At 67.7% G+C, this 25,519-nt stretch carries 27 protein-coding genes; 15 read left to right on the plus strand and 12 right to left on the minus strand.

Annotated features, from left to right (window positions below; translation table 11 throughout):
• Nucleotides 1-248: 248 nt before the first annotated feature.
• From ACWEWT_RS04225 to ACWEWT_RS04240, 4 genes are read left to right on the plus strand one after another with little or no spacing between them, the layout of a single operon-like run.
• Nucleotides 249-641: a hypothetical protein gene (locus tag ACWEWT_RS04225; RefSeq protein ID WP_452555989.1), complete on the plus strand. Its 393-nt coding sequence runs from the start codon at nucleotides 249-251 to the stop codon at nucleotides 639-641.
• Nucleotides 631-1,458: a hypothetical protein gene (locus tag ACWEWT_RS04230; RefSeq protein ID WP_452555991.1), complete on the plus strand. Its 828-nt coding sequence runs from the start codon at nucleotides 631-633 to the stop codon at nucleotides 1,456-1,458. The genes ACWEWT_RS04225 and ACWEWT_RS04230 overlap by 11 nt, the downstream gene beginning before the upstream one ends.
• On the plus strand, nucleotides 1,455-1,925 hold the full coding sequence (locus ACWEWT_RS04235) for a roadblock/LC7 domain-containing protein (protein WP_452555993.1): 471 nt from the start codon (nucleotides 1,455-1,457) through the stop codon (nucleotides 1,923-1,925). Before ACWEWT_RS04230 ends, ACWEWT_RS04235 begins: the two co-directional genes overlap by 4 nt.
• Nucleotides 1,926-1,951: 26 nt before the next feature.
• Nucleotides 1,952-2,323 carry a hypothetical protein gene (locus ACWEWT_RS04240; RefSeq protein WP_452555995.1) on the plus strand — a complete coding sequence of 124 codons (372 nt, stop codon included), beginning with the start codon at nucleotides 1,952-1,954 and terminating at the stop codon, nucleotides 2,321-2,323.
• Between the two features lie 25 nt (nucleotides 2,324-2,348).
• Here ACWEWT_RS04240 and fadD11 read toward each other — a convergent pair whose 3' ends face one another.
• Genes fadD11 through ACWEWT_RS04275 form a run of 7 tightly spaced genes read right to left on the minus strand, consistent with a single transcriptional unit; the run spans nucleotide 2,349 to nucleotide 9,896 of the window.
• A complete protein-coding gene (gene fadD11, locus ACWEWT_RS04245; protein ID WP_452557664.1) occupies nucleotides 2,349-4,178 on the minus strand; it encodes a fatty acid--CoA ligase FadD11 in 1,830 nt (609 codons plus the stop codon).
• Between the two features lie 13 nt (nucleotides 4,179-4,191).
• Complete coding sequence (locus ACWEWT_RS04250) at nucleotides 4,192-5,124, minus strand: alpha/beta hydrolase (protein WP_452555997.1); 933 nt, start codon at nucleotides 5,122-5,124, stop codon at nucleotides 4,192-4,194.
• A complete protein-coding gene (locus ACWEWT_RS04255; RefSeq protein ID WP_452555999.1) occupies nucleotides 5,121-5,999 on the minus strand; it encodes an SDR family oxidoreductase in 879 nt (292 codons plus the stop codon). The genes ACWEWT_RS04250 and ACWEWT_RS04255 overlap by 4 nt, the downstream gene beginning before the upstream one ends.
• Complete coding sequence (locus ACWEWT_RS04260; RefSeq protein ID WP_452556000.1) at nucleotides 5,996-7,462, minus strand: flavin-containing monooxygenase; 1,467 nt, start codon at nucleotides 7,460-7,462, stop codon at nucleotides 5,996-5,998. Before ACWEWT_RS04260 ends, ACWEWT_RS04255 begins: the two co-directional genes overlap by 4 nt.
• On the minus strand, nucleotides 7,459-7,965 hold the full coding sequence (locus tag ACWEWT_RS04265; RefSeq protein WP_452556002.1) for an SRPBCC family protein: 507 nt from the start codon (nucleotides 7,963-7,965) through the stop codon (nucleotides 7,459-7,461). The genes ACWEWT_RS04260 and ACWEWT_RS04265 overlap by 4 nt, the downstream gene beginning before the upstream one ends.
• Nucleotides 7,966-7,986: 21 nt before the next feature.
• A complete protein-coding gene (locus ACWEWT_RS04270; protein WP_452556004.1) occupies nucleotides 7,987-9,018 on the minus strand; it encodes a PDR/VanB family oxidoreductase in 1,032 nt (343 codons plus the stop codon).
• Nucleotides 9,015-9,896: a metal-dependent hydrolase gene (locus ACWEWT_RS04275; RefSeq protein WP_452556006.1), complete on the minus strand. Its 882-nt coding sequence runs from the start codon at nucleotides 9,894-9,896 to the stop codon at nucleotides 9,015-9,017. Before ACWEWT_RS04275 ends, ACWEWT_RS04270 begins: the two co-directional genes overlap by 4 nt.
• 97 nt (nucleotides 9,897-9,993) lie before the next feature.
• On the opposite strand from ACWEWT_RS04275, the gene ACWEWT_RS04280 reads away from it, so the two are divergent.
• Together ACWEWT_RS04280 and ACWEWT_RS04285 are read left to right on the plus strand one after the other, a co-directional pair.
• A complete protein-coding gene (locus tag ACWEWT_RS04280; RefSeq protein WP_452556008.1) occupies nucleotides 9,994-10,605 on the plus strand; it encodes a TetR/AcrR family transcriptional regulator in 612 nt (203 codons plus the stop codon).
• A 152-nt stretch (nucleotides 10,606-10,757) separates the two neighbouring features.
• Nucleotides 10,758-11,210 (plus strand): SRPBCC family protein, encoded by a 453-nt coding sequence (locus tag ACWEWT_RS04285; protein ID WP_452556010.1) that lies wholly within the window; start codon nucleotides 10,758-10,760, stop codon nucleotides 11,208-11,210.
• A 30-nt stretch (nucleotides 11,211-11,240) separates the two neighbouring features.
• Here ACWEWT_RS04285 and ACWEWT_RS04290 read toward each other — a convergent pair whose 3' ends face one another.
• The gene (locus ACWEWT_RS04290) at nucleotides 11,241-11,891 is read right to left on the minus strand and encodes a response regulator (protein WP_452557665.1); all 651 of its coding nucleotides are present in this window, start codon (nucleotides 11,889-11,891) and stop codon (nucleotides 11,241-11,243) included.
• An 11-nt stretch (nucleotides 11,892-11,902) separates the two neighbouring features.
• Entirely contained in the window at nucleotides 11,903-13,072 is a 1,170-nt protein-coding gene (locus ACWEWT_RS04295; RefSeq protein WP_452556012.1) for a sensor histidine kinase, read from the minus strand.
• Between the two features lie 128 nt (nucleotides 13,073-13,200).
• Between ACWEWT_RS04295 and ACWEWT_RS04300 the strand changes: the two genes are divergently transcribed.
• Entirely contained in the window at nucleotides 13,201-14,151 is a 951-nt protein-coding gene (locus ACWEWT_RS04300) for an SDR family NAD(P)-dependent oxidoreductase (RefSeq protein WP_452556014.1), read from the plus strand.
• A 31-nt stretch (nucleotides 14,152-14,182) separates the two neighbouring features.
• Here the strand turns inward: ACWEWT_RS04300 and ACWEWT_RS04305 are convergent, their stop codons facing one another.
• Nucleotides 14,183-14,950: an IclR family transcriptional regulator gene (locus ACWEWT_RS04305; protein WP_452556015.1), complete on the minus strand. Its 768-nt coding sequence runs from the start codon at nucleotides 14,948-14,950 to the stop codon at nucleotides 14,183-14,185.
• 284 nt (nucleotides 14,951-15,234) lie between these two features.
• Between ACWEWT_RS04305 and ACWEWT_RS04310 the strand changes: the two genes are divergently transcribed.
• Genes ACWEWT_RS04310 through ACWEWT_RS04335 form a run of 6 tightly spaced genes read left to right on the plus strand, consistent with a single transcriptional unit; the run spans nucleotide 15,235 to nucleotide 21,975 of the window.
• Nucleotides 15,235-16,296, plus strand: a complete 1,062-nt coding sequence (locus ACWEWT_RS04310; protein WP_452556017.1) for an aldo/keto reductase — start codon at nucleotides 15,235-15,237, stop codon at nucleotides 16,294-16,296.
• 35 nt (nucleotides 16,297-16,331) lie between these two features.
• Entirely contained in the window at nucleotides 16,332-17,792 is a 1,461-nt protein-coding gene (locus ACWEWT_RS04315) for an NtaA/DmoA family FMN-dependent monooxygenase (protein ID WP_452556019.1), read from the plus strand.
• A 3-nt stretch (nucleotides 17,793-17,795) separates the two neighbouring features.
• Complete coding sequence (locus tag ACWEWT_RS04320; RefSeq protein ID WP_452556021.1) at nucleotides 17,796-19,223, plus strand: NtaA/DmoA family FMN-dependent monooxygenase; 1,428 nt, start codon at nucleotides 17,796-17,798, stop codon at nucleotides 19,221-19,223.
• 13 nt (nucleotides 19,224-19,236) lie between these two features.
• Nucleotides 19,237-20,091 carry an ABC transporter permease gene (locus tag ACWEWT_RS04325; protein ID WP_452556023.1) on the plus strand — a complete coding sequence of 285 codons (855 nt, stop codon included), beginning with the start codon at nucleotides 19,237-19,239 and terminating at the stop codon, nucleotides 20,089-20,091.
• A gap of 47 nt (nucleotides 20,092-20,138) precedes the next feature.
• Nucleotides 20,139-21,161 (plus strand): ABC transporter substrate-binding protein, encoded by a 1,023-nt coding sequence (locus ACWEWT_RS04330; RefSeq protein ID WP_452556025.1) that lies wholly within the window; start codon nucleotides 20,139-20,141, stop codon nucleotides 21,159-21,161.
• Between the two features lie 46 nt (nucleotides 21,162-21,207).
• On the plus strand, nucleotides 21,208-21,975 hold the full coding sequence (locus ACWEWT_RS04335; protein WP_452556027.1) for an ABC transporter ATP-binding protein: 768 nt from the start codon (nucleotides 21,208-21,210) through the stop codon (nucleotides 21,973-21,975).
• Nucleotides 21,976-22,179: 204 nt separating this feature from the next.
• Here ACWEWT_RS04335 and ACWEWT_RS04340 read toward each other — a convergent pair whose 3' ends face one another.
• Nucleotides 22,180-22,917, minus strand: coding sequence for a 3-oxoacyl-ACP reductase family protein (locus ACWEWT_RS04340; RefSeq protein ID WP_452556029.1), 738 nt, complete (start codon nucleotides 22,915-22,917; stop codon nucleotides 22,180-22,182).
• Between the two features lie 88 nt (nucleotides 22,918-23,005).
• Here ACWEWT_RS04340 and ACWEWT_RS04345 point away from each other — a divergent pair, with 88 nt between their 5' ends.
• Nucleotides 23,006-23,626, plus strand: a complete 621-nt coding sequence (locus ACWEWT_RS04345) for a TetR/AcrR family transcriptional regulator (protein ID WP_452556030.1) — start codon at nucleotides 23,006-23,008, stop codon at nucleotides 23,624-23,626.
• Nucleotides 23,627-23,934: 308 nt separating this feature from the next.
• Here ACWEWT_RS04345 and ACWEWT_RS04350 read toward each other — a convergent pair whose 3' ends face one another.
• Nucleotides 23,935-24,423, minus strand: a complete 489-nt coding sequence (locus tag ACWEWT_RS04350) for a carboxymuconolactone decarboxylase family protein (RefSeq protein ID WP_452556032.1) — start codon at nucleotides 24,421-24,423, stop codon at nucleotides 23,935-23,937.
• Nucleotides 24,424-24,587: 164 nt separating this feature from the next.
• Between ACWEWT_RS04350 and ACWEWT_RS04355 the strand changes: the two genes are divergently transcribed.
• Nucleotides 24,588-25,499, plus strand: coding sequence for an RNA polymerase sigma-70 factor (locus ACWEWT_RS04355; protein WP_452556034.1), 912 nt, complete (start codon nucleotides 24,588-24,590; stop codon nucleotides 25,497-25,499).
• The last annotated feature ends 20 nt before the right edge of the window (nucleotides 25,500-25,519 follow it).

The following is a 25,519-nucleotide window of genomic DNA, read 5'->3' on the forward strand; positions in this document are numbered from 1 at the left end:
CCGGCGGTGTGCGAGCGAGAAGATTTCGGATTGCGTGCGCAGGATTGAGAAAACACGGCGGTCGCGGGATCGCCGGCGTGGCGTCGAACTCTATTGCCGTACTGCATATCTCGTGCTCGAGGCCTATCCCGATTCCGGCCGGGACAGCCCGGGTGCCCAATTGAGCCATGCGTTCGATCGGCAGCGAACGCCTCGTGTGTGTAGTGTTTCCACGAATCTGAAACACGCATGAACAGAGCAGAGGCGCAGTGAGCGGGATCGATGGATGTCTGGAACGGATCATGGACATCCCGGGGGCGCGCAGCGTGACTCTGGTGGACGGGGCGAGCGGTCTGGCGGTGGCCGCCGCGGGTCGGCACGATCTGGTCGATGAGCACGAGGACGCCGCGACCACCACCGATGTAGTACGTGCGGTCCTCGGCTGTCCGGCGCTGACGACCGGTGACGCCGATGACGATGTGAACGAGATCATCGTCTGCGGTACCGGTGGGTATCACGTGCTCAACCTGGTGGACGGCGATTTCGGTGGACGCCTGTTCCTCCACGTCCTGTTCGACGAGGATTCCGGCAACCTCGCGATGGCCCGATTCCGGTTGCGCGATATTCTCGCGGATCTGGCCGAGGACGGTCATGCGCGTTGAGCTCGCGGACGAACTCCACCGACTGGAAGACGAAGGGCGGACCGGAGTTCTGCGGGTAGGTGACGGGGAGTTCCACCTCGCCGACGGCGCCATCGCGTCGGCGTCCTGCGCACGCACCACCGGGTTGGACCGTTTGGTGGTCGAAGCCGGTGTGGCCAGTGCCGAGGACTGGCAGCGCGCGGGCACCGGCGATCCGGGGCCGATACTGGGGCGGCCGCTGCTCGAGACTCTGGCGCTTCTCTCGGTTTTCGACGCGGCGTATTTCCTGCTGGCCACACCGGATGTCCCGGAGTTCCGGCAGGCGCCGGCGCATTGGCTGTCGGCCGTCTGCCATATCCGTCCGCGGGCCCTGGTACGGGAGTGCGAACGCCGCGGGGATCCGGGTTCGGGGCCGTGGCCCGTGGAGATGGTCGACCTGGCCGCAGTGGTCCCGGTGCGCCGGGTCCGGCGGCGCCGGGTGGTGCTCACCGGCGGTCAGGCCGAGGTCCTGGCCGCGGCGGATAATCGTCGCAGTGTCACCGTAATCGCTCGTGATCTGGGCCGGACGGCGTACGGCTGCCTCGAGGCGGTACGCGATCTGACCGCGGCCGGGTTGATCGAACCCGCGCTGGGCACACCGGCATCCGGGTTCGATCCGCCGGATGCCGAGCCGGCCCCGGCCGCGGCGGACCGGGCGACGTCGGACGGGTCGGTACCGGACCCGCCGTTGCGGCGCCGGGTCCGGCACGCCACACCGGTCCCCGAAGGGGACGAGTGGGAACCGGTGGATCGGGAACTGCTCACCCGCCTGCGAGCCGCTCTGGAGGAACTCGCGTGACGGCGCGTAAGAATCTGCTCGGTGAATTGATGGGAAGGCTTACGAAGGTGCCGATGACCGTACCCGAACCGAACGCCGTGGTGACGGCGGAACTTCGGGCGCTGCGGGAACGCGTGCCCCGGTTGCAGGGGACGCTGGTGGCCTCGAGTGACGGGCTGCTGGTCACCCACGATCTACCCGCGCATATCGAACCGACCGGCATGGCCGCGCTGTCGGCGGCGGAACTGTCGCTGTCGGACCGGCTCGTCCAGACCGCCCACGGCGGCGGTTTCCGAGAGGTCGTGGTGGCCGGCACCGGCGGGCATGTGGTGATCTACGCGGCCGGTTGGGCATCGCTGACCGTGCTCGCGGCCCCCGAGGTGAATATCGGCCGGCTGCATCTGGAGTCGCGCCCGGTGGCCCGCCGGATCGCCGAACATCTCGCCGCCGCGGCGAAGCAGCCCGGCAACAACCGCAGTACTCAGTAAACAGGAATTATCGAGAGGAACGACCTGTGTCCGATATGGATCTGGCTCTGAAGGATATGATGTCGATCGACGGTGCCCTCGGGGCAGCCGTCGTCGATTACAACAGCGGTATGGCACTCGGGGTGCTCGGCAGCTCGAAGGCACTGGACCTGAATGTGGCCGCCGCCGGTAATACCGAGGTGGTGCGCGCGAAGTTGCGGACCATCGAACAGCTGGGACTGCAGGAGGATATCGAGGACATCCTCATCTCGCTCAGCAGTCAGTACCATCTCATCCGGCCCATGACCGGGCGCAAATCGCGGGGCCTGTTCCTGTACCTGGCGCTCGACCGCGCCCGGGCGAATCTGGCACTGGCCCGGCACCGGCTGCGGGGTATCGAGGAGGAACTCGACGTCTGAAACGGGCCGGTGCCGCGCACGGGTATCAGCTCGCCGGGACGGAGTGGACTTCGCCGGTGGGTTCGTGGACGTCGGCTGCCGGAGGATCGTGGTAGAGGCCGGCGATCCGGGACGCGTACTTCTCGGCGACGACGCGGCGCTTGAGTTTCATGGTGAGGGTGACCTCGTCGCCGCCCGCCTCCCAGAAGACCGGCAGGATCAGGAACCGTTTGATCTGCTCCACCCGGGACAACTGCGCGTTGCCGGCCGCCACGCCCGCCCGGATCGCCCTGATCACCGACGGTTCGGTGGCCAGCGCGGCGGCCGAAGCGTCGGCCAGTCCGTGTTGTTCCGCGTAGGGGCCGGCGGTTTCGGCGTCGAGCACGATCAGCGCGGTGTTGTAGGGGCGACCGTCGCCGATCACCGACATGGCTCCGATCAGCGGGGTCGCCGCCTTGACCGCGTTCTCGATATGGGTCGGCGACATGTTCTTACCGGACGCGTTGATGATGATCTCTTTCTTACGGTCGACGACCCTGAGGTAGCCCGCATCGTCGACTGTCACGATATCGCCGGTGCGCAACCAGCCGTCGGTATCGAGGGCCTCGCCGGTCTTCTCCGGTTCACCGCGATAGCTCTTCATCACCAGCGGGCCCCGGACGAGGAATTCACCGTCGGGGGCGATGCGGTGTTCCATACCCGGCAGCAACTTTCCGACGGTTCCCAGCCGGACCTCGTGCGGCGGGCTGACACTGCAGATACAGGACAACTCCGACATACCCCAGATCTCGGTGATCGGGACACCGATCCCGGCGAAGAATCCCAAGGTCGCCGGCGGGATCGGTGCGGCACCGGACAGTGCCCAGCGCATCCGGTCGAATCCCAGGGCCGCGCGCAGGCCCTGGAGCACGAGTTCGTCGGCGCGTTGCCATTCCGCGGCGAGATCGCCGGGTAGTGGGGTCCCGGCCAGTTCGTGTTCGCCTCGTGCGGTCGCCACCGACAGGGCCCACCGCAGTGCCGCGCGCCGGTCCTCGTCGGTTTCGGCGGCAACCTTGTACTCGATTCCGGCGCGCAGTTTCTCCCATACCCGCGGCACCGCACCCCACAGGGTCGGCCGCAGATCCGCCAGTGCCGCGGCGATCAGTTTGGGATCGGATACGCAGGTCACCTGGATCCCCAGTACTTCCTGGACGTAGAGGGCGGTGAGCCGGTCGGCGATATGGGCGCTCGGCATGAAGGAGGTGATGGTGTCACCGAATTCGATGCCCAGCACATCGGCGATCCCGTAGACCTGGAACAGCAGGTTGGCGTGCGTGGTCTCCACACCCTTGGGACTTCCGGTGGTGCCGGAGGTATAGATCAGGGTGGCCACATCGTCGCCGCGCACCGCGCGCCAGGCGCCGTCGAAATCGAAATCGGTGGCCGCCGCGGCGATCACCTCGGCCACCGAGCGGGTCCCGTCCACCGCGTCGTCGAGACAGACGATGTGGTCGAGCGCGATCCCGCTGGCCCGGACCCGGGCGACGTAGTGCGGTTCGCAGATCACCACCCGGGCCCCGGCATTGCCGAGAACATGGTTCAGCTGTTCGGGCGGGAGAGTGTTGTACACCGAGAACGACGTGGCGCCGAGATGCTGTGCGGCTATTTCGAGCGGGTAGAACTCGATCCGGTTGCCCATCATCAGCGCGACGGTATCGCCGCGGCGGACACCCAGTCCGTGCAGGCCCGCGGCGAACTCACGAACCTGTGTGGCGTAGTCGGACCAGGTGAGGGTGTGCGCGTCACCTGGGGTGCGCAGGGCGATCGCGGCCGGGTCGACGGTGGCGATGTGCTGGAACGCGGCAGGGAGTGTGTCGAAACGAACGGTGCTCACGATGAGCCTTTCCGGATCAGACCGCGGTGGCGGCGGTATCGAGGACCGAGGAGACGAATCGGGCCGCCGCCCGGTAGGCGAGGCGTGATTCGGGGACGAGAGCGGGCAGCACCTGGAAGGCATGCATCTGGTCACGCCACACCCGTAGTTCACACGCGGCGCCGGCGGCTACCCAGCGTTCGGCGAGAGCGATGCCGTCACCACCGAAGAATTCGGTATCGCTGGTGTGGATCAACGCCGGGGGCAGCGGCATTCCCCGCACCGGCCGCAGTTCGTAAGGGTCGGCGGTGAAATGGGCGACCGCGCGGCGCGACAGCCCCGCGGACAGCAGCCCTTCGGCCGCCGCGCCCTCGAATCCGGCGGCGAGCGCCAGACTCAGATCCGCCATCGGGGAGAACAGGACAATGCCCGCGGGGGCCGGGAAACCGGTGCGCGCGTTGGAGATGGCGAAATCGGCGGTCAGGAACCCGCCGGCCGAATCGCCCGCGACGACGAGGCGATCGGGGCGACAGCCCTGTGCCACCAGCCACCGGAACGCGGCGGCCACATCCCGGGGCGCCGCCGGATACGGGTGTTCGGGCGCGAGCCGGTAGTCGAGAGTGAACACGGGCAACCGGGTGGCGGTGGACAGGCGGGACGCCACCCCGCGATATCCGGCGGCCGATCCGGCGACGAATCCACCGCCGTGCACGTAGAGGATCACCGCGTCGTCGCGGACGGCCCGGGGACCACGCACCCATTCACCGGCGACCGTTCCGCTGCGGACCTCGTCGACTGTGGTTCCGCGCAGCGTCGGGGCAGCCGTCCGCATCGCCCGGTCGATGAGTGCCCGGGCAGTGGGGAGGGTGTGGGCGTTCACCGGCGCGAGTTCCGCCAGCCGCCGCGCGGTGAGCGCGGAAATCTGCCGGACCGACCGGGCGCGCAGCGATCCGCGCGCCGGTGGTGTCATCGGCGCCGCTCGATCGCGCGAACCAGTTCGTGCACTGTCGAATCGGCGGCGAGCCGGCGGTCGAGCACGGTGTTGATCGCGCCGCGCAGCAACGCGTAGGGCTGCCAGCCGCTGGGCGCGATGGTGCGCGCGGCGCGGCGCCCGATGCCGTCGGCGATGGTGCGTGCGGCCTGTTCGGCGGTGATGCGGACGTTCAACGGCCACGGCAGCAGATCGTTGAGCTTGCGGCCCAGATCGTCGGCGTCGAGCAGATCGTGGGTCATCGAGGTCTCCACGACGCCGAAATAGGCGATGCCGGCGGTCGCGCCGGAGGCGCCGAGTTCGACCCGCAGGGCCCGGCCCAGCTGTTCCACCGCGGCCTTGCTGACCATATAGGGCGATCCGCCCATACCGGGTGCGAAGGCCGCGCAGGACGAGACGACGACCACATGGCCGCGGGATCGCACGATATGGTCGAGCGCCGGATGCACGGTATTGAAAACACCGGTCAGGTTGATGCTCATGACCCGGTCGAAATCCGCCGGATCCATGGTCCGGATGGTCGCGGGCACCGGTGTGACCCCGGCGTTGGCGACCACCACGTCCAGGCTCCCGAACTTCTCGACGACTTCGCCGATCACCGCTTCCATCCGCGCGCGGTCGGCGACATCGCCGCCGATACCGTATGCGCCGGTACCCAACTGGTCCGCGGTGCGCCGGGCGGCCGCCTCGTCGATATCGACCACGACCACCTGGGCGCCGCGCCGGTGCAGGATGGTGACCAGTTCGAGCCCGATGCCCTGTCCCGCACCGGTGACCAGCACCGTCTTACCTTTCACGTCGAAGCTCGCGGAGTGCGAGATCCAGCCCAGCGGGTCCGGTAGCGCCGGTTTCATCGGGTCACCTCGTAGGATTCGGCATCGAATTGTCTGGTGCGCCGCCGGTATTCGAAACTCCAGTTCGGGTAGAGGCCCGCATTGCCGCCGTCGGGGGTGGTGTAGTAGCTCTGGCAGCCGCCGGTCAGCCAGACCGTATCGACGCTACGGCGGGCCATCTCCTCGACGAACGCGTCCTGGGTCGCCTGGCGCACCTCGATTCGCTGGGCACCGTGGCTGCGCAGGGTCTGCAGGGCGTCGACGATGTAGCTGATCTGCGATTCCAGCATGTAGATCGCGGATTGATTACCCGCGGCGCCGAACGGGCCGAGGGTGCAGAAGAAGTTCGGGAACCCGGCCATCGCCGCACCCAGATAGGTCTGCGGCCGGTGGTGGTACAGATCGGCGATCGAGAGATCGTCGAGCCCGATGATCCGTTCGAAGGCGGACGGGATGGTGGTGAATCCGGTGCCGTAGATGATGGTGTCCACGGGGATCTCCACCCCGGCCCGGGTGAGGACGGAGTGGGCCCGCACCTCGGCGATACCGTCGGTGACGACATCGACGTTCTCCTGGTCCAGCGCGGGCAGGTAGGCGTCGGAGAAGATCGCGCGTTTACAGCCGATGATGTAGTCGGGAGTGGCTTTGCGGCGTAGGTGGGGATCGCGGATCTGGCGCCGCAGCTGGAGCCGTCCGAGCATTTCGTAGGGGTGACGGAATCGGTTGTCGACGAACCCGACCAGACCGAAGCCCTCGATCAGGGTGTACCAGGTACCACGTATCGCCTTCTGCGCCAACGGTATCCGTCGCAGCAGCGTGCGTTCGACGCCCAGGGTCGGACGGTCCATCCGTGGCACGATCCACGGCGCGGACCGCTGGAACACTGTCAGCGCCGCCACCCGCGGTTGTATCTCGGGGACGAACTGGACCGCGGAGGCGCCGGTTCCGATGACCGCCACCCGTTCTCCGGTCAGATCGTGGTCGTGGTCCCAGTGCAGCGAATGGAACGCGGTGCCCTCGAAACTGTCCAGGCCCGGGAGGTCGGGGTATTTCGCCTCGGCGAAGATCCCGGCGGCCGAGATGAAGAAATCGGCCGTCATCGACCCGCGGGAGGTCGCGATCCGCCACACCCGCTCGTCCTCGTCCCAGCGGGCCTCGGTCAGCTCGGTAGCGAGCCGGATATGGCGCACCACATCGTGTTCGACGGCGACCCGGCGCAGGTACTCCAGGATCTCGCGCTGTTTGCCGTAGGTCCGTGACCAATCGGGGTTCGGCGCGAACGAATAGCTGTAGAGCTGCGACGGGACATCGCAGGCACAGCCGGGATAGGTATTGGCCTGCCAGGTGCCGCCGAGATCGTCGGCGCGTTCGAGCACGACCAGATCGTCGAAACCGGCTTCGCGGAGTTTGATCGCCAGTCCGATACCGCCGAAACCGGCACCGAGAACGACGATGCGGTGATGTTCGGGTGCGGCGTCGCTCATCGTGCCCCCACGGTCTCGGTACGGACGCGACGGCCGGTACCGCCGGCGATGGTTTTGGTGACGAACCGGTTGACCGGGCTCGCGACCGTCAGTAGGGGGCGCAGCGCCGCGGTGCCCTCCAGCGCGAAGGTCCAGACGATCCGGGTTCCGGTGGCCAGGGGGAGCAGGGTGATGTCCTCGGCGAATCGTTTCAATCCGGGGATCGAGGCGGCGTCGACGGTGAAGGTCATCCGCGAACCCTCGTCCCAGCGGTAGAAACGCTCCTCGAGCCGGACGAACCCGCCGAGTGTGACATCGCGGGTGGTGCCGATTCCGAACGGCCGCGGTGCGGTCCAGGTCGCCGCCGTGATCACCGGAGACCACGAGACCAGCGCGTCGTCCGCGATCAGGGTGTCCCATACCCGCGGTGTCGGCGCCGGGATATCGACGATATGGGTGTAGCGGTGGGGTGCGGTGTCGAGGAAGGCGTCGTCGGAGGGGGCGAGGCGATAACGTGCGCTCATGGGGCGGAGAGCCTTTCGCAATCAGAGATCGAGTACCAGCGGGCCACCGGCCGACCGGGAGACGCAGGTGAGCATGTGGCCGGCGCGTTCACCGTCGGTCAGCAGCCGGTCGCGGTGCTCGACCGAACCGGCCGAGACGCCGATCTTGCAGGTACCGCAGAAGCCTTGGCGGCAGGAGTAGACGACATCCGGCCGGACGCGGCGGATGGCGTCGAGTGTCGTCTCGGTGGCACCGACGCGGACCTGGCGTCCGGAGCGGGCGAGCGTGAGATCGAATTCCTGTCCGTCGCGGACCGGTGGTGCCGAGAAGCGTTCGGTGTGTAGTGATCCGGTCGGGTTCAGGTCGAACATGCAGTGCTGGGCGGCCTCCAGGACCGGCGGCGGTCCACAGACGTAGACGGCGGCGCCGGGTGCCGCGGTGGCGAGCAGTGCCGGGATATCGGAGGGGCCGGCTTCGTCGTCGGGGCGGATCTCGGAACCGGCGGGAAGCTCGTCCAGGAAAGGCATGGTCGCGCGCGAACGGCCGAGATACACCAGCCGCCCCCGGCGCCCGGCCGCATGTGCCATCGGCAGGATCGGGGTGATACCGATTCCGGCGGCGAGGAAGAGATAGGCCGGCGCGGAATCGACGAAAGTGAACGCGTTGCGCGGGCCCCGGATCCGCAGGGCGGCACCGGGTCGCAGATCGTGCACCTCGACCGATCCGCCGCCACCGTCCGGGATCCGGCGGACCGCGATCCGGTAGTGGTGGCGGTCGGCGGGGTCACCGCAGAGCGAGTACTGGCGCTGCTGCCCCGAGGGCAGGAACACATCGATATGGGATCCGGGCCGCCAGGACGGCAACTGTGCTCCGTCCGGCCGGACCAGGCGCAGCGAGACGACATCCGCTGCTTCGGCGGCGATCTCGTCGACAACTACATCGATATCGAAGCCGCTGCGGCGCACCGGGTTCGGCGTCGACAGGGCCGGATTGGTGAAGACCTTCTTGTAGGCATCCACCGCCAGGCCGAGCATGCGCAGCCCGGGAGTCGCGGTGCCGGACGCGGTGGTCATGATCGCGCCGCGGGGGAATGCGCCAGATAGCGCAGCGCGTTGTCCATCGACCCCAGCTGGGAGGGGTGGAAGCTCGGCCGCAGATAGCGCGGCATCTCGGTGAAGAAGGTGGTGAAGCTGGGGATGACCCCGCGCAGGGTGGCGCTGACGAACTGCTGGCCCCAGAAGCGACCCTTGGCCGGGCTGGGATCCTTGCGGTACAGGTAGGCGGTCGAGACCACGAACAGCGGCAACAGCAGACCACTGGCGAGCAGGCCGGTGCGTACCCGCCGAGCGTAACCGCCGTCCACGTGCATATAGGCGTCGAAGACCACGCTGCGGTGCTCCACCTCCTCGGCTCCGTGCCACCGCACCAGGTCGAGCATGGTCGGATGCATGCCGAGCTCCTCGAGGACGTCCGATTCGAGGAGCCATTCGCCGATGACGGCGGTGAAGTGTTCCATGCCCGCGAACAGTCCGAGGCGTTCCTTGAGCCACTCCTCCTCGGCGCGGCCGGTCAGCCCGTGTTCGCCGAGGACACGGTCGACGAGCCAGCCGATCTTCTCGACGTAGGAGTCGACATCGAGCCCGATCGACTGCAGATGTTTGCGGGCGCCCTCGTGGCTGCTGGCGTGCATCGACTCCTGGCCGATGAAGCCGGTCACCTCTTCGCGCAGGCGTTCGTCGTCGATCTCGGGCAATGCTTCGGCCAGGCAGGCGGCCATCGCGCGTTCGCCCTCCGGCAGTACCAGGTGCATCACATTGGTCACATGAGTTGCGAGCACCTCGCCGGGGATGTAATGCATGGGGACCGTCGAGAAATCGAAGTTCACGTCCCGCGCGTGGATCGCGTGGGCCTCTTCGCGGTAGGTGCTCGTCGTGGCACTGTCGTCGGACATACCCTGACCGTACAATGCAACATAATCCCTTGCAATGTTGTCGCAACAAATCCTTTCAGATTGTTGCAAGAGTGCCGATCGCTGCTAGCGTGGTCCCGTGTCCGCCCCGTCATCTACCTCGCAGGACCGGTCCGCCGCCGACGATATCGAAACCCGCATCCTCGACGCGGCCCGTACGCAGTTCGAGACGTTCGGAGTGAAGAAGACGACCATCGGCGACGTCGCGCGGCAGGCCGAGGTCGACCGCGGCACGATCTATCGGCGGATCGGCTCGCGTGAGGACCTCGTACGCGCGGTGAGCGCGCGCGAGGTGGGTGTTCTGCTCGCCGAGCTGTACGATATACCCGCCCGGCACGAGAACCTGGCGGATATCGTCGCCGATATCTTCGTTACGGTGATCACCCGGTGGCGTGCGCACGGGCTGATCAACCGGGTCCTCAGTCTCGAACCCGGTCGGCTGCTGCCCCAGCTCACCACCGAGGGTGGCGCCTTCTTCACCACGGCCATCGGCACCACCGCCGCCATCCTCGCCGGGGTGATACAGCAGCGGGGACTGCCCGGGATTCCCGATCTCGTCACCCGTATCGAGATCGCGGGCCGCGTGGTACATTCGCTGATCCTGCAACCCGTCGGTACGCGCGCTCTCGAATCCGAGGAGCAACTCACCGAATTCGCGCACTCCTATATAGCGCCTCTGATCGTCGGCTGACGGCGTCGTGGTGAGTGTCGGGAGGATCGCGCCGATCCTGTCCGGTGGCGATGGATCGCCGAAAAGTACTGACAGTGGCCCGGTCTCTATCTACTATCGGGTGTAGTAGAAGGATTCCGGCAGGGGGATCCTCGGCGAAGGGAGGGACCGCCATGGAAACGATCATCGTGGAACGCACGATCGCCGCACCCGCGAGCGCGGTATTCGACTGGATCAGCGATGCGCACAACTACACCCGGATTCCGCTGGTCCTGCACGAGCGGCTCGCGGTACCCGGAGAGGGGGCACCCTACGGACTCGGGGCGGTGCGCTTCCTCGTCTGGTTCGTGGGCGTGTTCTGGGAACGGGTCACTGCCTACGATCCGCCCCGATCCTTCGAATACCATGTCTACCGCAGTTTTCCGCCCGCCCGGCACGAACTGGGCCGGGTCGAGTTCACCGAGACCGCCGACGGCATCCGGGTGGTGTGGACGACGGTGGTGCAGGTGCGGCTCCCGCTGGTCGGCGCGGCGCTGACCCGGAAGGTTGTCCGGCCGTTGTTCACCTATGCCTTCGGCCGCGTGCTGGACGTCGCCGCACGCGACCTCGTGGGCCGGGCCTCCTGAATCGGGAGGCGGTCGGGCCGATCGGGTCGGTCAGCGACGGTCCTCCGACCGCGCCGCGGCCGGCCCGAACCCGTACACCGCGAGTCTGACCCGATTGCCGGCGCCGGTCTTGGACAACAGGTTGGCGATATGGGTTTTGACGGTGGTCACGCCGATATGCAGGTGCTGGGCTATCTCGGTATTCGACAGCCCCTCGGCCACCAGACGCAGCACCTCGGCTTCACGCCCGGTCAGTTCCACCTCCGGTGTGGCCGGCCGGTTGGGTTGGGCGCGGGCGGCGACGGCGGTGTCCACCAGGCGGCGCAGCACATCCGGTGCGAACGGTCGCTCGCCGGCCGCGGCGCGCCGGATACCGTCGAGCAGCTCCGCCGGGGACGCGTCCTTCACCAGGAAACCGCACATACCGGCCGCCAGCGCGGGGTAGAGGTGCTCGTCGTCGTCGAACGTGGTGAGGGCCAGGATCCGGGCCCCGGGCCGGGCCGCCAGGATCGCGGTCGTGGCCCGGATACCGTCCGTTCCCGGCATCCGCAGATCCATCAGGATCACGTCCGGTTCGGTCCGCTCGGCCAGGCGTACGGCCGCGGCGCCACCGGATGCCTCGGCGACCACTTCGAGATCCGCGGCGGTCTCGCAGAGCATCCGCAATCCGGCACGCACGAGATGCTGATCGTCCACGAGCATCACCCTGATCGTCACGAGATATCACCCCGTCCGCCGGGCAGGCGCGCGGTGAGCAGCCAGCCCGGCCCCACCGGCGCCGCGTCGAATGTGCCGCCGAGCAGTGCGACCCGCTCGCGTAGCCCGATCAGGCCCACTCCGGACCCGGGCGTGACGGGTTGTGCCGCGCCCGCCGGTGGGCCACTGTCGGACAGCCGGAACTCGACCGGGCCCGGTCCCGCGACGATGGAGACCCGGACTGTGGTCCGTGCGCCCGCGTGTTTCACCACATTGGCCGTACCTTCCTGCGTCAGGCGCAACAGGGTCAGGCCCGTCAGCGCGTCCACCGTCGAGACGGCCGGGTCCAGCTCCAGTTCGATATCCGCGACCACGAGCCGCGTCCGCTCCACCACCGCGGTGATGGCGACCGCGAGCCCCGCCGGATCCACGAACGACTCGGCCCCCGCACCTGGGTCGCGGAGCACCGTCACCAGAGTGCGCAGATCGTGAAGAGTTTCCTTGCCGCTGCGGTGGACATCGTCCAGAACTTCCAGCACGGCCGGCGGTGCGGAGGTCAGCGCGTGCCGGGCCACACTCACCCGCAGCACTGTCGACGAGATGTGGTGGGCGATGAGGTCGTGCAGTTCACGCGCGATCGCGGCCCGTTCGGTCGCGCGTGCCGCGACCACCTCCGTCTCCCGTCGCTGCGCCAGCTCGGCGGCCTCGCGACGGGCGCGGGCGGCGCTCTCCCGGGTCGCCCGCAGTACCGCGCCCAGCAACACCGGCAGCAGGGCCATGACCGCCGCGCGGTACACCGTTGCCGCGGGACCACCCTCGGTATGGAAGAGGTAGACGGCGGCCAGCGCCGACCCGCCGAGCGCTGCCGCGGCGCCCCCACGCCGGACGGCGAGTTCGGTCAGCGCCAGCGCGGCCGCGACCTTCGGCACCACCGGGCCGATCTCGCCGACCGTGAAGCCGAGCAGCAGGATGCCCGTCACGGCCGCCGAGGTCGCCAGTGGCAGCCGCGCCGAACCCGCCGTGGCCAGGACCGCCGCGACCGCGAGTGCCCAGTCCGTCGCGGTCGGCGCATCGGACAGGAAGAGCAGACATCCCACCGCTGCCGCCAGGAGAACGAGGAGCCGCACAAGCGACTGCCGCGGCTCGAGCAGCCAGTCGATTCCGCGTAGCACGCCGTTCTCCGTCACGCCCATATGATGCCCGGCGCGCCACCACCGCGGCTCCTCCGCCCGCAGGAGCGGTCTCGTCCTTTCGGCCGGTACGAGCGGCCCGTGCGCCGATCCGCCGAGCGCGCTGCTCCGGCACGGTTGCCCTCATGAGCGACGATGAGACAGCAACCGAGACCCGGCGCCCGGCGCAGAGCCGCCGCGCCCTGCTGGGCGCGATGACCGCATCCGGGCTGGCGGTGGGCGCCGCCGGCCTCGCCTCGGGGATCGCGCTCGGCGCGGGGTCGAATCCGCCGGCGGTGGCGCTGAACACCGCCCGCAGATTCGCCGACCGGGTGGTCGTGATCACCGGCGCGACTTCCGGTATCGGTGCCGCGGCCGCGCGGCAGTTCGCCGCGGAAGGCGCCCGGGTCGCCTTCTGCGGGCGCCGCGAGGATCGCGGCCGCGCCGTCGAGAACGAGATCCGGCGCGCCGGCGGTGAGGCGACCTACTACCGCGCCGATGTACTCGTCGAGGACGAGGTGCGCGGGTTCGTCGATGCCGCGGTGCACCGGTACGGCAGCTTGGATATCGCCTTCGACAATGCCGGGATCACGGTGCAGAAGAAGCTGCACGAATACAGCGCGGCGGAATTCGACCGCGTCGTGAACACGAATCTGCGCGGTGTCTTCCTGGCGATGAAATATCAGGTCCCGCATATGATCCGCGGGGGCGGCGGGACGATTGTGGTGACCTCCTCGAGCAACGCCGTCGCCACCGATGCCGGCAAAGGCGCCTACACCGCCAGTAAGCACGCACTGATCGGGCTGGTCCAATCGGCGGCACTGGACTATGCCGCCGACGGCATCCGGGTCAACGCCATGCTGCCGGGTACCACCGATACCGAACTCGTCCGGCGCGCCGCGGGGATGGAGTCCCTACCCGATTCCGCATGGCAGGTATTCATGAAACAGTGGGCGCAATCCAATGTCCCCGGGCTGGGACGGCTGGCGAGCGCGGCGGAGATCGCGGCCTTCGCCCTGACCCTCGCCTCTCCCGAGCACACCTATCTCACCGGGGCGCGGCTGTCGGTCGACGGCGGCCGGACCGCCCATGCGTGACCTCGTCCGCGCCCGGCCCCGGCGATACCCGTCACTGTGACTGTGCCGTATCCCGGAACAGGGTGGTGGCGATGGTCGTGGCGGTGACGCGTGCGAGATCGGCGAGAAACGGGATCCGCTCGGGGATCATCAGCTGGGTGGTTCCCCGGATACCGAGCGCGAACCGGGCGGTCCCGGTCCGGTCCAGGACCGGGACCCCGATGATGCGATAACCCCATTCGGTCTGCTCGTCGTTGATCGTGTAGCCGGCGCTCCGGGCGGTCTCCAGCTCGGCGGTGAGTGAATCCACGTCGGCGGGGGTGCGGTCGGTGCCCTGATGGTAGGGGAGCGTTTCGAGTTCCGCGCGCGTCACCGGAGACCAGGCGAGCAGGGCCTTGCCGATGGCACTGGCGTGCAGCGGGAAGCGGACCTCGGAGAGGTTGTGCCCGTGGGCTTCGCGCCAGCGGGTGAACACGAGATTGATGGCGTCGCTACCGTGCCGAGTCGCCAGTGAGACCGCGGTACCGGTCTCGGCGGCGAGTTGCTCGATATGGGGTTCGGCCAGGTAGACCAGGTGGCGCCGATAGGAGAGCTGACCGTATTCGGCCAGTGCTACGCCGAGCCGGTAGCGGCCCGTCCGTTCGTCCTGTTCGACGAATTCGGATTCGAGCAGCGCCTGGAGCAACCGGTGGGTGGTGCTCATCGGCAGGTTCTGTGCCCGGGCGATCTCGGTGACGCCCAGTTCGATATCGCCCTGGAAACACCGCAGCACCGCGAGCGCACGGGAAACCGTCTGCAGCCCGGACCGATTGACCGTCACGTGGTGTCCTTTCCGGCCGGCCATCCTGGAATGGGAGCGGCTCAGATTCCGATAATCGGAATAGTAGTCGGTCCCACATCGTGTCGAATGCGACCGGAACCGGTGCGATACCGCAGCTACCTGCACAAGCACGAATCTCGTCCTCCGTCAACTATTCCGCTTCGTGGAATGAGATGTGTTGCTCGGAGTTGCCTGTGCTCTTTAGCGTGACAGTGTTCGAAAAGTCAGCTCCGGATGAACACCCGGGCCGCCGGGCCGTGCTCCGGATCGTGTGAAAGAAGACCATGACCACAGCCGTCACCAGCACCTCTCCGTCCGGCGCGCCGGCGCGCCGCGCTCTGCCGGAGGGGTTCCGCAGTGTCGGCCGTTCGGGATTGGTGGTGTCGGAAGTCGGGATCGGGGCCAGTACCTTCGGCCGGACCGGCATGATCGCCGATACTCAGCAATCGGTGGACCGGATCGTCGGCCGGGCACTCGATCTGGGGATCACCTACTTCGATGTCGCCGATGCCTACGGTGATCGGCCGGGGCAGAGCGAGACCATGCTGGGTGCGGCGCTGGGCGACCGGCGCGACCGGGTGGTCATCGGGACGAAATTCGGTATCGGCCTGGCCGGTCTGAACGGTCCCGATTGGGGAGTGCGCGGCTCGCGCCGCTACATCAGGCTCGCGGTCGAGGCGTCGCTGCGCCGGCTGCGGACCGAGTGGATCGACCTGTACCAGATCCACACGCCCGATCCGGTGACCCCGATCGAGGAAACCCTGTCGGTCCTGGACGATCTGGTCCGCGAGGGGAAGATCCGCTACCTCGGCAATTCGAATTTCGCCGGCTGGCAGGTCGCCGACGCCGAATACGTGGCGCGGATCCACGGGTACACCCGGTTCGTCTCGGCGACCAACGAGTACAACCTGCTCTGGCGCGAGCCGGCCCGGGAGTTGATTCCGGCGCTGGATGCCTACGGACTGGGTTTCTTCCCGTACTTCCCCTTGCAGAACGGACTGCTCACCGGGAAGTACCGGCGTGATTCCGTGCCGGCCGGCCGCAAGATCACCAACCTCAAGAAACATCTGCTCGATGCCGCGCCGTGGGATGCGCTGAAACGCTATACCGAGTTCGCCCGGGTACGCGGTATCACCCCGACCGCGCTCGCCTTCGGATGGTTGCTCGCCCACGCTTCGGTATCCAGCGTTATCGCCGGCGTGACCGAACCCGGCCAGCTCGACGACAATCTGGCGGCCTCCCGATGGCGCCCCACCCCGGCCGAATTCGCCGAACTCACCGCGCTGTTCGCCGGTGATCTGAGCGGGGCGCCGGGACAGGTCACCGGTACCGCCGCGCGCGGCTGAGCATCCTCCATCCTTCGATCCACGCAGAGGCGGATATGTCCGACGATTCCGGAGCCGACCGGCAGCTGCACCTCGGCTATATGTACTGGTCGAACGGCACCCACCCCGCGGGCTGGCGGCTACCCGAAGCCGTCCACGACCGCGGCTTCGACGCCGGCTACCTCACCGAACTGGCCCAGCTGGCCGAATCCGCGAAGTTCGATTTCTTCTTCTTCGGCGACCGGCTCGCCACCGGGCCGGAGTACCAGTTCACCAATACCTCGGTGCTGGCACGTATCGAACCGTTCACGGCGGCGAGCTATATCGCCACGGCGACCAGCCGGATCGGGATCGTGGTCACCGCGAATCCGACCTATTACGAGCCGTTCAACCTGGCCAGGCTGACCGCCTCGCTCGATCACATATCGGCCGGCCGGGCCTCGTGGAATATTGTCACCGGCGCCGACCACCGGGCCGCGGCCAACTACACCCGGACCGAACACGGTGACGCGTCCGCGCGGTACGACCGGGCCGACGAATTCGTCGAGGTGGTCCGCGATCTGTGGGACAGCTGGGAGGACGACGCCTTCGTCCGCAATGCCGAGACCGGTGAGTTCGTCGTCGCCGACCGCATCCATCCGGTGCACCATCGTGGCCGGGCCTTCGATATCCGGGGCCCACTGAACATGGCCCGGCCACCGCAGGGGCAATTGGTCGTGCTGCATGCCGGGACTTCGGACCGCTCCCGGGATCTGGGGGCCCGGGAGGCGGATGTCATCTTCGCCGCCGCGGCCACGATCGAACAGGGCAAGGCCTATGCCGAGGAGATCCGGCAGCGGGCGGCCGGTTTCGGTCGCGGGCGCTCGGCTGTCGCCGTCCTGCCCGGTCTCACCCCCATCGTGGCCGAGACACGGCAGGCCGCTCGCGCGTTGTACGACCGGCTCAACGAGCTGCTCGTGCTCGACGACGATATCCGCTACGGCGGGCGCGAACCCGGCCAGTGGGGTGTCGGCAGCGCCGCGCCGCGGGAGGCGCAGGGGCCCGGGCTGCGTAATCTGGGCGCACTGTCCCAGCGGGTGGGTGTGGATCTCACCGACCGGCAGCTCACGGAACCCCTGGACGAGCCGACCGCCGATCGATTCGCGCCGCCGGGCCGGGCCCTGCTGAACACCACCGCCGCCCGGACCGGGCGTGCGGTGGGTGGGGCGGATCCGCTGACCGTCCGCGATCTGCTCAACACCCATATCGTGGGCGGCCATGTGGTGGTCGGCGGTCCCGCGGATATCGCCGATTACGTCCAGGCCTGGTTCGAATCCGGCGCCTCCGACGGCTTCAATATCCAATCGGCCTTCCTCACCGAACAATTCGAGACCTTCGTCCGCCTCGTCGTACCCGAACTGCAGCGGCGTGGACTGTTCCGCACCGAGTACACCGGCCGGACCCTGCGCGATCACCTCGGCCTGAACCGGCCGGACAACCGCTGGGCCCGCGAGAACACCCGAACCGGAGGTCAGTGACCCATGTCCGGACAACGCAGAGAACTGCATCTGGGACTCATGTTCTGGGCCACCGGTACCCATACCGCGGGCTGGCGCTACCCGGGCGCCAGGTCCGACGGCGCATTCGATATCGAATTCATCCAGCAGGTGACGCAATTGGTGGAGGCGGCGAAGTTCGACTTCCTCTTCCTCGGTGACCGCCTGGCCACCGATCCCGCGCTGGCCAAGACCAACCCGGCCCAGATGTCGCGGATGGAACCGTTCACCGTCGCCTCGGCCGTCGCGGCCGCGACCTCCCGTATCGGTATCGCAGTCACCGCGAACCCGACCTATTACGACCCCTACACCGTGGCCCGGCTCACCGCCTCTCTGGACCACCTCAGTCGCGGGCGGGCGGCGTGGAATCTGGTCACCGGCGCGGACGGTGCCGCCGCCTACAACTTCAGCCGGGACGGCCACTGGGACACCGAGAAACGCTACGACTGGGCCGACGAATTCGTCGAGGTGGTGCGCGCGCTGTGGGACAGCTGGGAGGACGACGCGTTCCTGCGGGACAAGTCCGGTGGGCGCTATATCGACGAGTCGAAACTGCACACGGTCGACCATGTGGGGGAGCATTTCTCGGTGCGGGGACCGCTCAATGTCGCGCGGCCGCCGCAGGGACAGGTCATCCTGCTGCACGCGGGTACCTCGGATCGCTCCCGCGAACTGGGCGCCCGCGAGGCCGATGTGATCTTCGCCGGACAACCCGATCTGGAATCGGCCAAGGAGTACTACGCCGATGTGAAAGCCCGCGCGGCGCGATACGGCCGTACGGCCGAGGAGATCCAGATCCTGCCCGGTCTGAGTGTGGTGGTCGCGCCGACCACCGCCGAGGCAGTGGAGATCTACGATCGGCTCAATTCGCTCGTGCCGTTGGACCCCGAGCACGAGACCGTGGATTCGGTGCGGTTCGGCGGTCTCGGTCAGGGCCTCAAACGCAATCTCGCGTCGGTATCGCAGGTCCTCGAAGTGGACGTGACCGGCTCGGGTATCCACGACCCGGTGCCGCGGCGGGTGTTCGAGGCATCCGTCCCCGCGGGCCGCAAAGTCTTCGCCGGTATCACCGAGACCACCCGCCGGACGGTCGAGGGCACCGCGCCGATCACCTTTTTCGATCTGATCAACGGCATCACCGTCGGCTCCCGGACAGTGGTCGGCGATCCGGTCGAGGTGGCCGACCATATCCAGCGTTGGTTCGACGAGGGTGCCGCCGACGGGTTCAACATCTTTCCCGATTTCGTCCCGGGTTTGGTCCAGGCGTTCACCGAGCTGGTGGTGCCGGAGCTACAGCGGCGCGGATTGTTCCGCACGGAATACCCGGGCCCCACCTTCCGCGATCACCTGGGCCTCGTACGTCCCGGCAACCGCCATCGCGAGCGGTCACCGTTCGTGCCGGAACCGAACTGAAAGGACCATGACGGTGGCTCTCGACCAAGCCGAGGCAGTTGTCGCCCGCCCCGCCGCACCACGGCCCCGTAGGGCGCCCCGGGGGCAGCGGTTGCGCGCGGCGGTATCGCCGAAGAATCTCGCGCTCACCGCCGGGCAACTCGCTGTCGTCGTCATCGTGCTGGCGATTCTGCAGTGGCTGGTGGATTCCGGGCGGGTGGAGTCGATCTACCTCGCCTCGCCGAGCCAGGTACTCGGGGTGTTCCCGCGACTCGTCACCGAGGAACATCTCTTCGGCAATCTCTTGATCACGCTGTACGAGGCCGTCGTCGGCACCGCTCTGGCGTTCGTGTTCGGCGTGGCGACCGGGATCTACATGGGTCTGTCGCGCACTGCCGAGCGGTTCCTCAATCCGTTCGTGGGTGCGGCGATGGCCGTCCCGAAGGTCACCATCATTCCGCTGCTCACGCTCTATCTCGGGGTGGGCGTCAACCACAAGATCGTGATCGTCTTCCTCTTCGGCTATTTCCTCTTCGTCTTCAACACCGTCGCCGGGATCAAACAGGTCCAGGAGAGCCACCTCAAGGTCGCCCGGGCGAACGGGGCCTCCCGGTGGCAGACGATCGTCAAGGTGATCCTGCCGTCGGCGTCACCGAGTATCGTCGCCGCGCTGCGGATCGAAGCGGGGACCGCCCTGGTGGCAGCTCTTTTCGCGGAGATCATCGCGTCCAAGGCGGGGCTGGGCAATATGCTCAACCGCGCTATCGGCGTCTACGACACCGCGACCCTGTTCGCGCTGGTCCTGTCCATCACGGTGTTCTCGGTTCTCATCATCGCCGCGGTGAATCTGCTGGAGAAGAAAGTCCTGCTCCGCTGGAAGTACACCTGATACCAGGCTTCGCCCATCCCTCCCATTTCGAAGGAACAACTGTGTTCGTGAAGAGATCCCTGGCCGTTCTCGCCGGTGCGCTGGCGGTGGCCCTGGCGGCCACCGGCTGCTCCGGGACCGTCGAATCCCTTGCGGGCGACAGTGGTTCCTCGGGTGACGGCCGTAGTGTGCTGACCCTGCAGGACAGCACGTCCTATACGCAGTTGCCGATCCGTTTCGGCGTCGAGAAGGGCTTCTTCGGCGAGGAGAACCTCGACGTGAAGTTCACCCAGGTCCAGGACGCGGTGACCGGCGTAGCGACCGGGGAGCTGACACTCGCGTTCGGCCCGACCAGCAACTATCTGCGCGCGGCCGAGAAAGGCGCGCCGATCACGATCGTCAGTTCCGCGTTCCGGAGCAAGGGCCCCTTCTTCCTCATCGCGCGTCCGGAGATCAAATCAATCGCCGACCTGCGCGGTAAGACAATCGGTATCGCCACGGCCGGTAGCAGTATGGAGACCTACACGCGTAAGATCCTCACCGCCAATGGGGTCGATCCCGATGATGTCGGCTTCATCGCCAACGGTGTGAACGAACAGGCGTACGGCACCCTCACCAGCGGTCAGGTGGACGCCACGATCATCCATCAGCCCTTCCCCGCGCTGGGTGAGCTCCAGGGCAGATCGGTGACCCTGGCCCGCGGCTGGGACTATCTGCCGACCTATCACACCGGCGTGCTCATCGCCGGAAACAATGTGATCGACGACGATCCCGATCTGCTGCGCCGGAGCCTGCGCGCGTACTTCAAGGCCTACACCTACGCCAAAGAGCACTACGACGAGTATCTGCCGTGGCTGAAATCGAAACTCGGCACCATCGATCCGAAGGCGGTCGAACTGGCCCTGCGGCAGGAAGACGATATCTGGGACAACAACCCGGCCGTCGATCCGGTCGCGATCCGCGACACCCAGGACATCGAAATCGAGATGGGTCTGCAGGATGCGCCCTACGACGCCGGTAAATACATCGATACGCAGTTCATCCCGCAGGAGTACGTGAAGGATTTCACCTACCCGCGGCCCGCGCGCTGACCCTGCGGACAGCGTGACTGTACGACACGATCAGCGAGGTAGGTCCGTGGCAACCTTCGAAGTACGCGGTCTGGGAAAAGAATTCCCCACCGATCCGCCGGTGCGAGCGCTCGACGGAATCGACCTGTCCATCGGTGCGGGCGAATTCGTCGTCCTGCTCGGCCCCAGCGGATGCGGGAAGAGCACTCTGCTCGATATCCTGTCGGGGCTGCAGGACAAGACCGAGGGCGAGGTGTTGTTCGAGGGCGCACCGGTCGCCGGGACGAACAGCCGTATCGGCGTCGTGTTCCAGGACGCTTCGCTGTATCCGTGGCGGACGGTGGCACGCAATGTGGAAATAGGACTGGAGTTCCGCGGCGTACCCCGTGCCGAACGTCGGGCCGCCGCCGCGGAATACCTGGCGCAGGTCGGATTGGCGGGTTTCGAGCGCAAGTACCCGCATCAGCTCTCCGGCGGGATGCGGCAGCGGGCCGGCATCGCCAGGACCCTGGCCACCGAACCCGCGGTGCTGCTCATGGATGAACCGTTCGGTGCGGTGGACCATCTCACCCGGATCCAGCTGCAGCGGGATCTGCTGGCGTTGTGGGAGAGCCGGCGCCGGACGGTCGTCTTCGTCACCCACGATGTGGGGGAGGCGGTGTATCTGGCCGACCGGGTGGTCCTGCTGTCACCGCGACCGGGCCGGGTGTACCGGGAATTCTCGATCGACGTCCCGCGGCCGCGTCGTAAAGGGGATATCGAACTGCTGGCGCTGGAGAGCGAGATCTATGAGGCACTGGGGCGGATAGAAGAACAGGTGGATGCGGAGTCGTGAAGGCCGGCGCTTCGGCTGTTCCGCATCGACGCCGAGCCGACGGGCCGCGGAACAACCGAGCGCGGGCTCTCCGGCGTACCGAAGTCTGTTCCAGTTCGGGCGGTCCACCGGTCGTATCGTCCGGCGGGCGCGAGTGGTGATCGCCGGCCGCCGAGCTGATCCGGCGGTGCAGCGGTCCGGTCCGGAGTGACTCCGAGCCCCGGCCTATGCGTTGGCGCCGCCGTCGACCGTGAGCGTGCTACCGGTGACGAAGTTTCCGCTCTCACCGGCGAGATAGGCCACAGCGGAAGCGATTTCGTCCGCCTCCGCGTACCGGCCCAGGGCGGTGGCCGCGCGCTGGGCGTCGGCGGGTGCGCTGTCGGCGGGGTTCATGTCGGTATCGGTCGAACCGGGTTGCACCACATTCACCGTGACACCGCGTGGGCCCAGGTCGCGGGCCAGCCCTTTGGTGAAACCGATCAACGCCGCCTTGCTCATGGAGTAGAGGCTCAGCCCGGGCCGGGTCGCCCGTTCGGCGAGGTTGCTCCCGATACTGATGATCCGGCCGCCTTCGCCCAGATGCGGGCTCGCCGCGCGGGCGGCGGCGAAGGCGGCGCGGACGTGCAGATTCATGGTCTCGTCGAACTGCTCCATGGTCAGTTCGTCGATGGTGCCGTAGGGAAAGATGCCCGCGTTGTTCACCAGGATGTCCAACCGGCCGAATTCGGCCACCGTCCGGTGCACCGCCGCGGGCACCGCCTCCGGATCCGCGGCCGGTGCGGGCACCGCCAGTGCGCGGCGGCCGGTCTCGCGAATCCGTGACACCACCTCTTGGGCGCGTTCGGCCGAGGCGTTGTAGGTCAGTGCGATATCCGCGCCGTCGGCGGCCAGCCGCTGTGCGATCGCCGCGCCGATACCGCGGCTCCCGCCCGTAACCAACGCAACTTTACCTTCGATACCCATCTCAGCTCCCGATATTTATGCAGTGATCGTTGCATAAATGACTACCGTGGCTAGCATGGGCATGTCAACAACGCCGAGTGGAGGTGTGATGCCGGGACCGGGCCGCCCGCGGGGCTTCGATCGGGACGCCGCGCTGCACACCGCCATGTACCTGTTCTGGGAGCACGGCTACGAGGGCGTGTCGATCAGCGATCTCACCACCGCGATGGGTATCGGCGCACGTAGCCTCTACACGGCCTTCGGTTCCAAGGAGGAACTCTTCGGCGAAGCTGTCGCGCTGTACGGGAGCGCGACACCGCGCCCCATGGACCGGCAGCCCACCGCACGGGACGCGGTCGAGGCGATGTTGCGCCAGCGGGTGGACGCCAACCTCGATCCGGCGACGCCACTCGGCTGCATGGTGGTACTCGCGGCCACCAATGTCACCCCGGACAATATGCGCGTCCGGGATCTGCTGGCGGCGATGCGCGCCGCGGACCGCGCGGAACTGCTCGCACGACTCGAGCAGGGGATCACCGACGGTGATCTGGCCGCCGGTGCCGATATCGAATCCGTGGCCTCGTTCTACCTGACCGTCCTGCACGGTCTGGCGATCCGTACCCGCGACGGATGTTCGCGCGCGGACGCGCAGCGGGTCGTGGACAACGCGATGCGGGCCTGGGACAGCATCGCCGCCCCGGGACCGGCGCAACCCGTCCCATCCCGGTGAGTACGTACACCGCGGTGGATGCATCGACGCTGTGATCACCCGGGCCGGTCGTGCCGATGGACGAGACCGGTCCGAACCCGGCTGCGTTCGCGACGCCGCCGTCGCGGACGGACGTATCGAGCGTGAATCGAGCACTGGTGCTGCTGCCGGCCGGCCGACTTCGGTGAGCAGGAACAGCGGCTCCCGGAGCACTGTGGCCGGCGACCGGAGCACACTGCCCCGGCGAATCGGAGATCGGTACGGGACGGCCTGTCCGCCCGGTCCCCGGCCCGGGGCGCACAGCCGCGGGCCGAGGGCGTGGTGACCGGTCAGTCCGCCATCGCGGCGAACATTCCGGCCTCGTAGGAACCGCCTTTCTGATGCAGGATCACGCCGAGCCGGTTGGCCGCGTTGATCAGCGCGACCGCGTACACCAGTGCGGCGACCTGATCGTCGTCGTAGTACTCGCGAACCCGGGCCCAGGTCTCGTCCGACACACCCGGCCGGTCGTCGGCGATCCGGGTGCCCTCCTCGGCGAGCGCCAGGGCGGCCTGTTCGGCCGGTGTGAACACGGTGGACTCGCGCCAGGCGGCCACCAAGTGGATCCGGACGGCCGGTTCGCCCGCAGCCGTCAGCTCCTTGGTGTGGGCGTCGACGCAGTAACCGCAGCCGTTGATCTGGCTGGCTCGCAGCTCCACCAGTTCGAGTGTGGATTTCGGCAGCGGCGACTGCAGTATGGCCATACTGGTGTTCGCGAATCGGCGGCCGATCTTTGCGGCGAGTTCGTTGCTGTTCAGGTCGAAACGGGATTCGGTCATGATTTCCTCACTGGTTGTACGCGATCGAACGACCATGAGACGTGGACGGCGGGGCGGGCGTAACAACTCGTAGGTGTGGCGTGAACCACTGCCGTGCGGTGTTACGAAACGGTGGCGGGTGGCGTCTGATGCCGATACCTCTTACCGCGAAACAGGAGCCACGCATGCCCGATACATCGCAGGCCGACCCCGGCGCGGACGGCCGTGGTGCGGATCCCGCCACCGAAGTCTTCGTCGCGCACCGGAATCTGCTGTTCACCGTCGCCTACGAAATGCTCGGTTCGGCCGCCGATGCCGAGGACGTGCTCCAGGAGACCTGGCTGCGGTGGGTGGGTGCCGACCTCGACGCGGTGCGCGATCACCGTGCCTACCTGGTGCGGATCACCACCCGGCAGGCATTGGACCGGTTGCGCGCCCTCGGGCGGCGGCGGGAATCCTATATCGGACCCTGGTTGCCGGAGCCGCTGCTCACCGCGCCGGATATCGCCGAGGATATCGAACTGGCCGACAGTGTTTCGATGGCGATGCTGCTGGTCATGGAGACGCTCGCGCCGGTGGAACGCGCGGTGTTCGTCCTGCGCGAGGTGTTCGCGCTGGAGTACGACGAGATCGCCGAGGCCGTCGAGAAGTCCCCGGCGGCCGTCCGGCAGATCGCCTACCGGGCACGCGCCCATATCGCCGCGCGGCGACCACGCGGCGTGGTCTCCGCGACCGAGTCCCGCGCGGCGCTCGAAGCCTTCCGGCGCGCGGTGGGCACCGGCGACCTGCGCGGTCTGCTCGATGTCCTGGCACCCGATGTGGTGTTGCTGACCGATGGCGGGGGAGTGGTGCGGGCGGCGCTCGCACCAGTACTCGGTGCCGATCCGGTGGCGGCGGTACTGGGCCGTCTGGCGGGTGCGGCGGTGCTGCGCCCGGCGCAGATCAACGGTCATCCGGCACTGCTCGTCGAAATCGACGGCCGGGTCGACAGCATGGTGGCGGTGCGGATCGACGACGGGCTGATCTCGGGGCTGTACGCCGTGCGTAATCCGGTCAAGCTCGCGCGTATCGAGTCCGTGACGGCGCTGCGCCGGTGAATCCGGCCGACCGACCGGAA

The sequence above is a fragment of the Nocardia sp. NPDC003963 genome, from assembly GCF_053605105.1.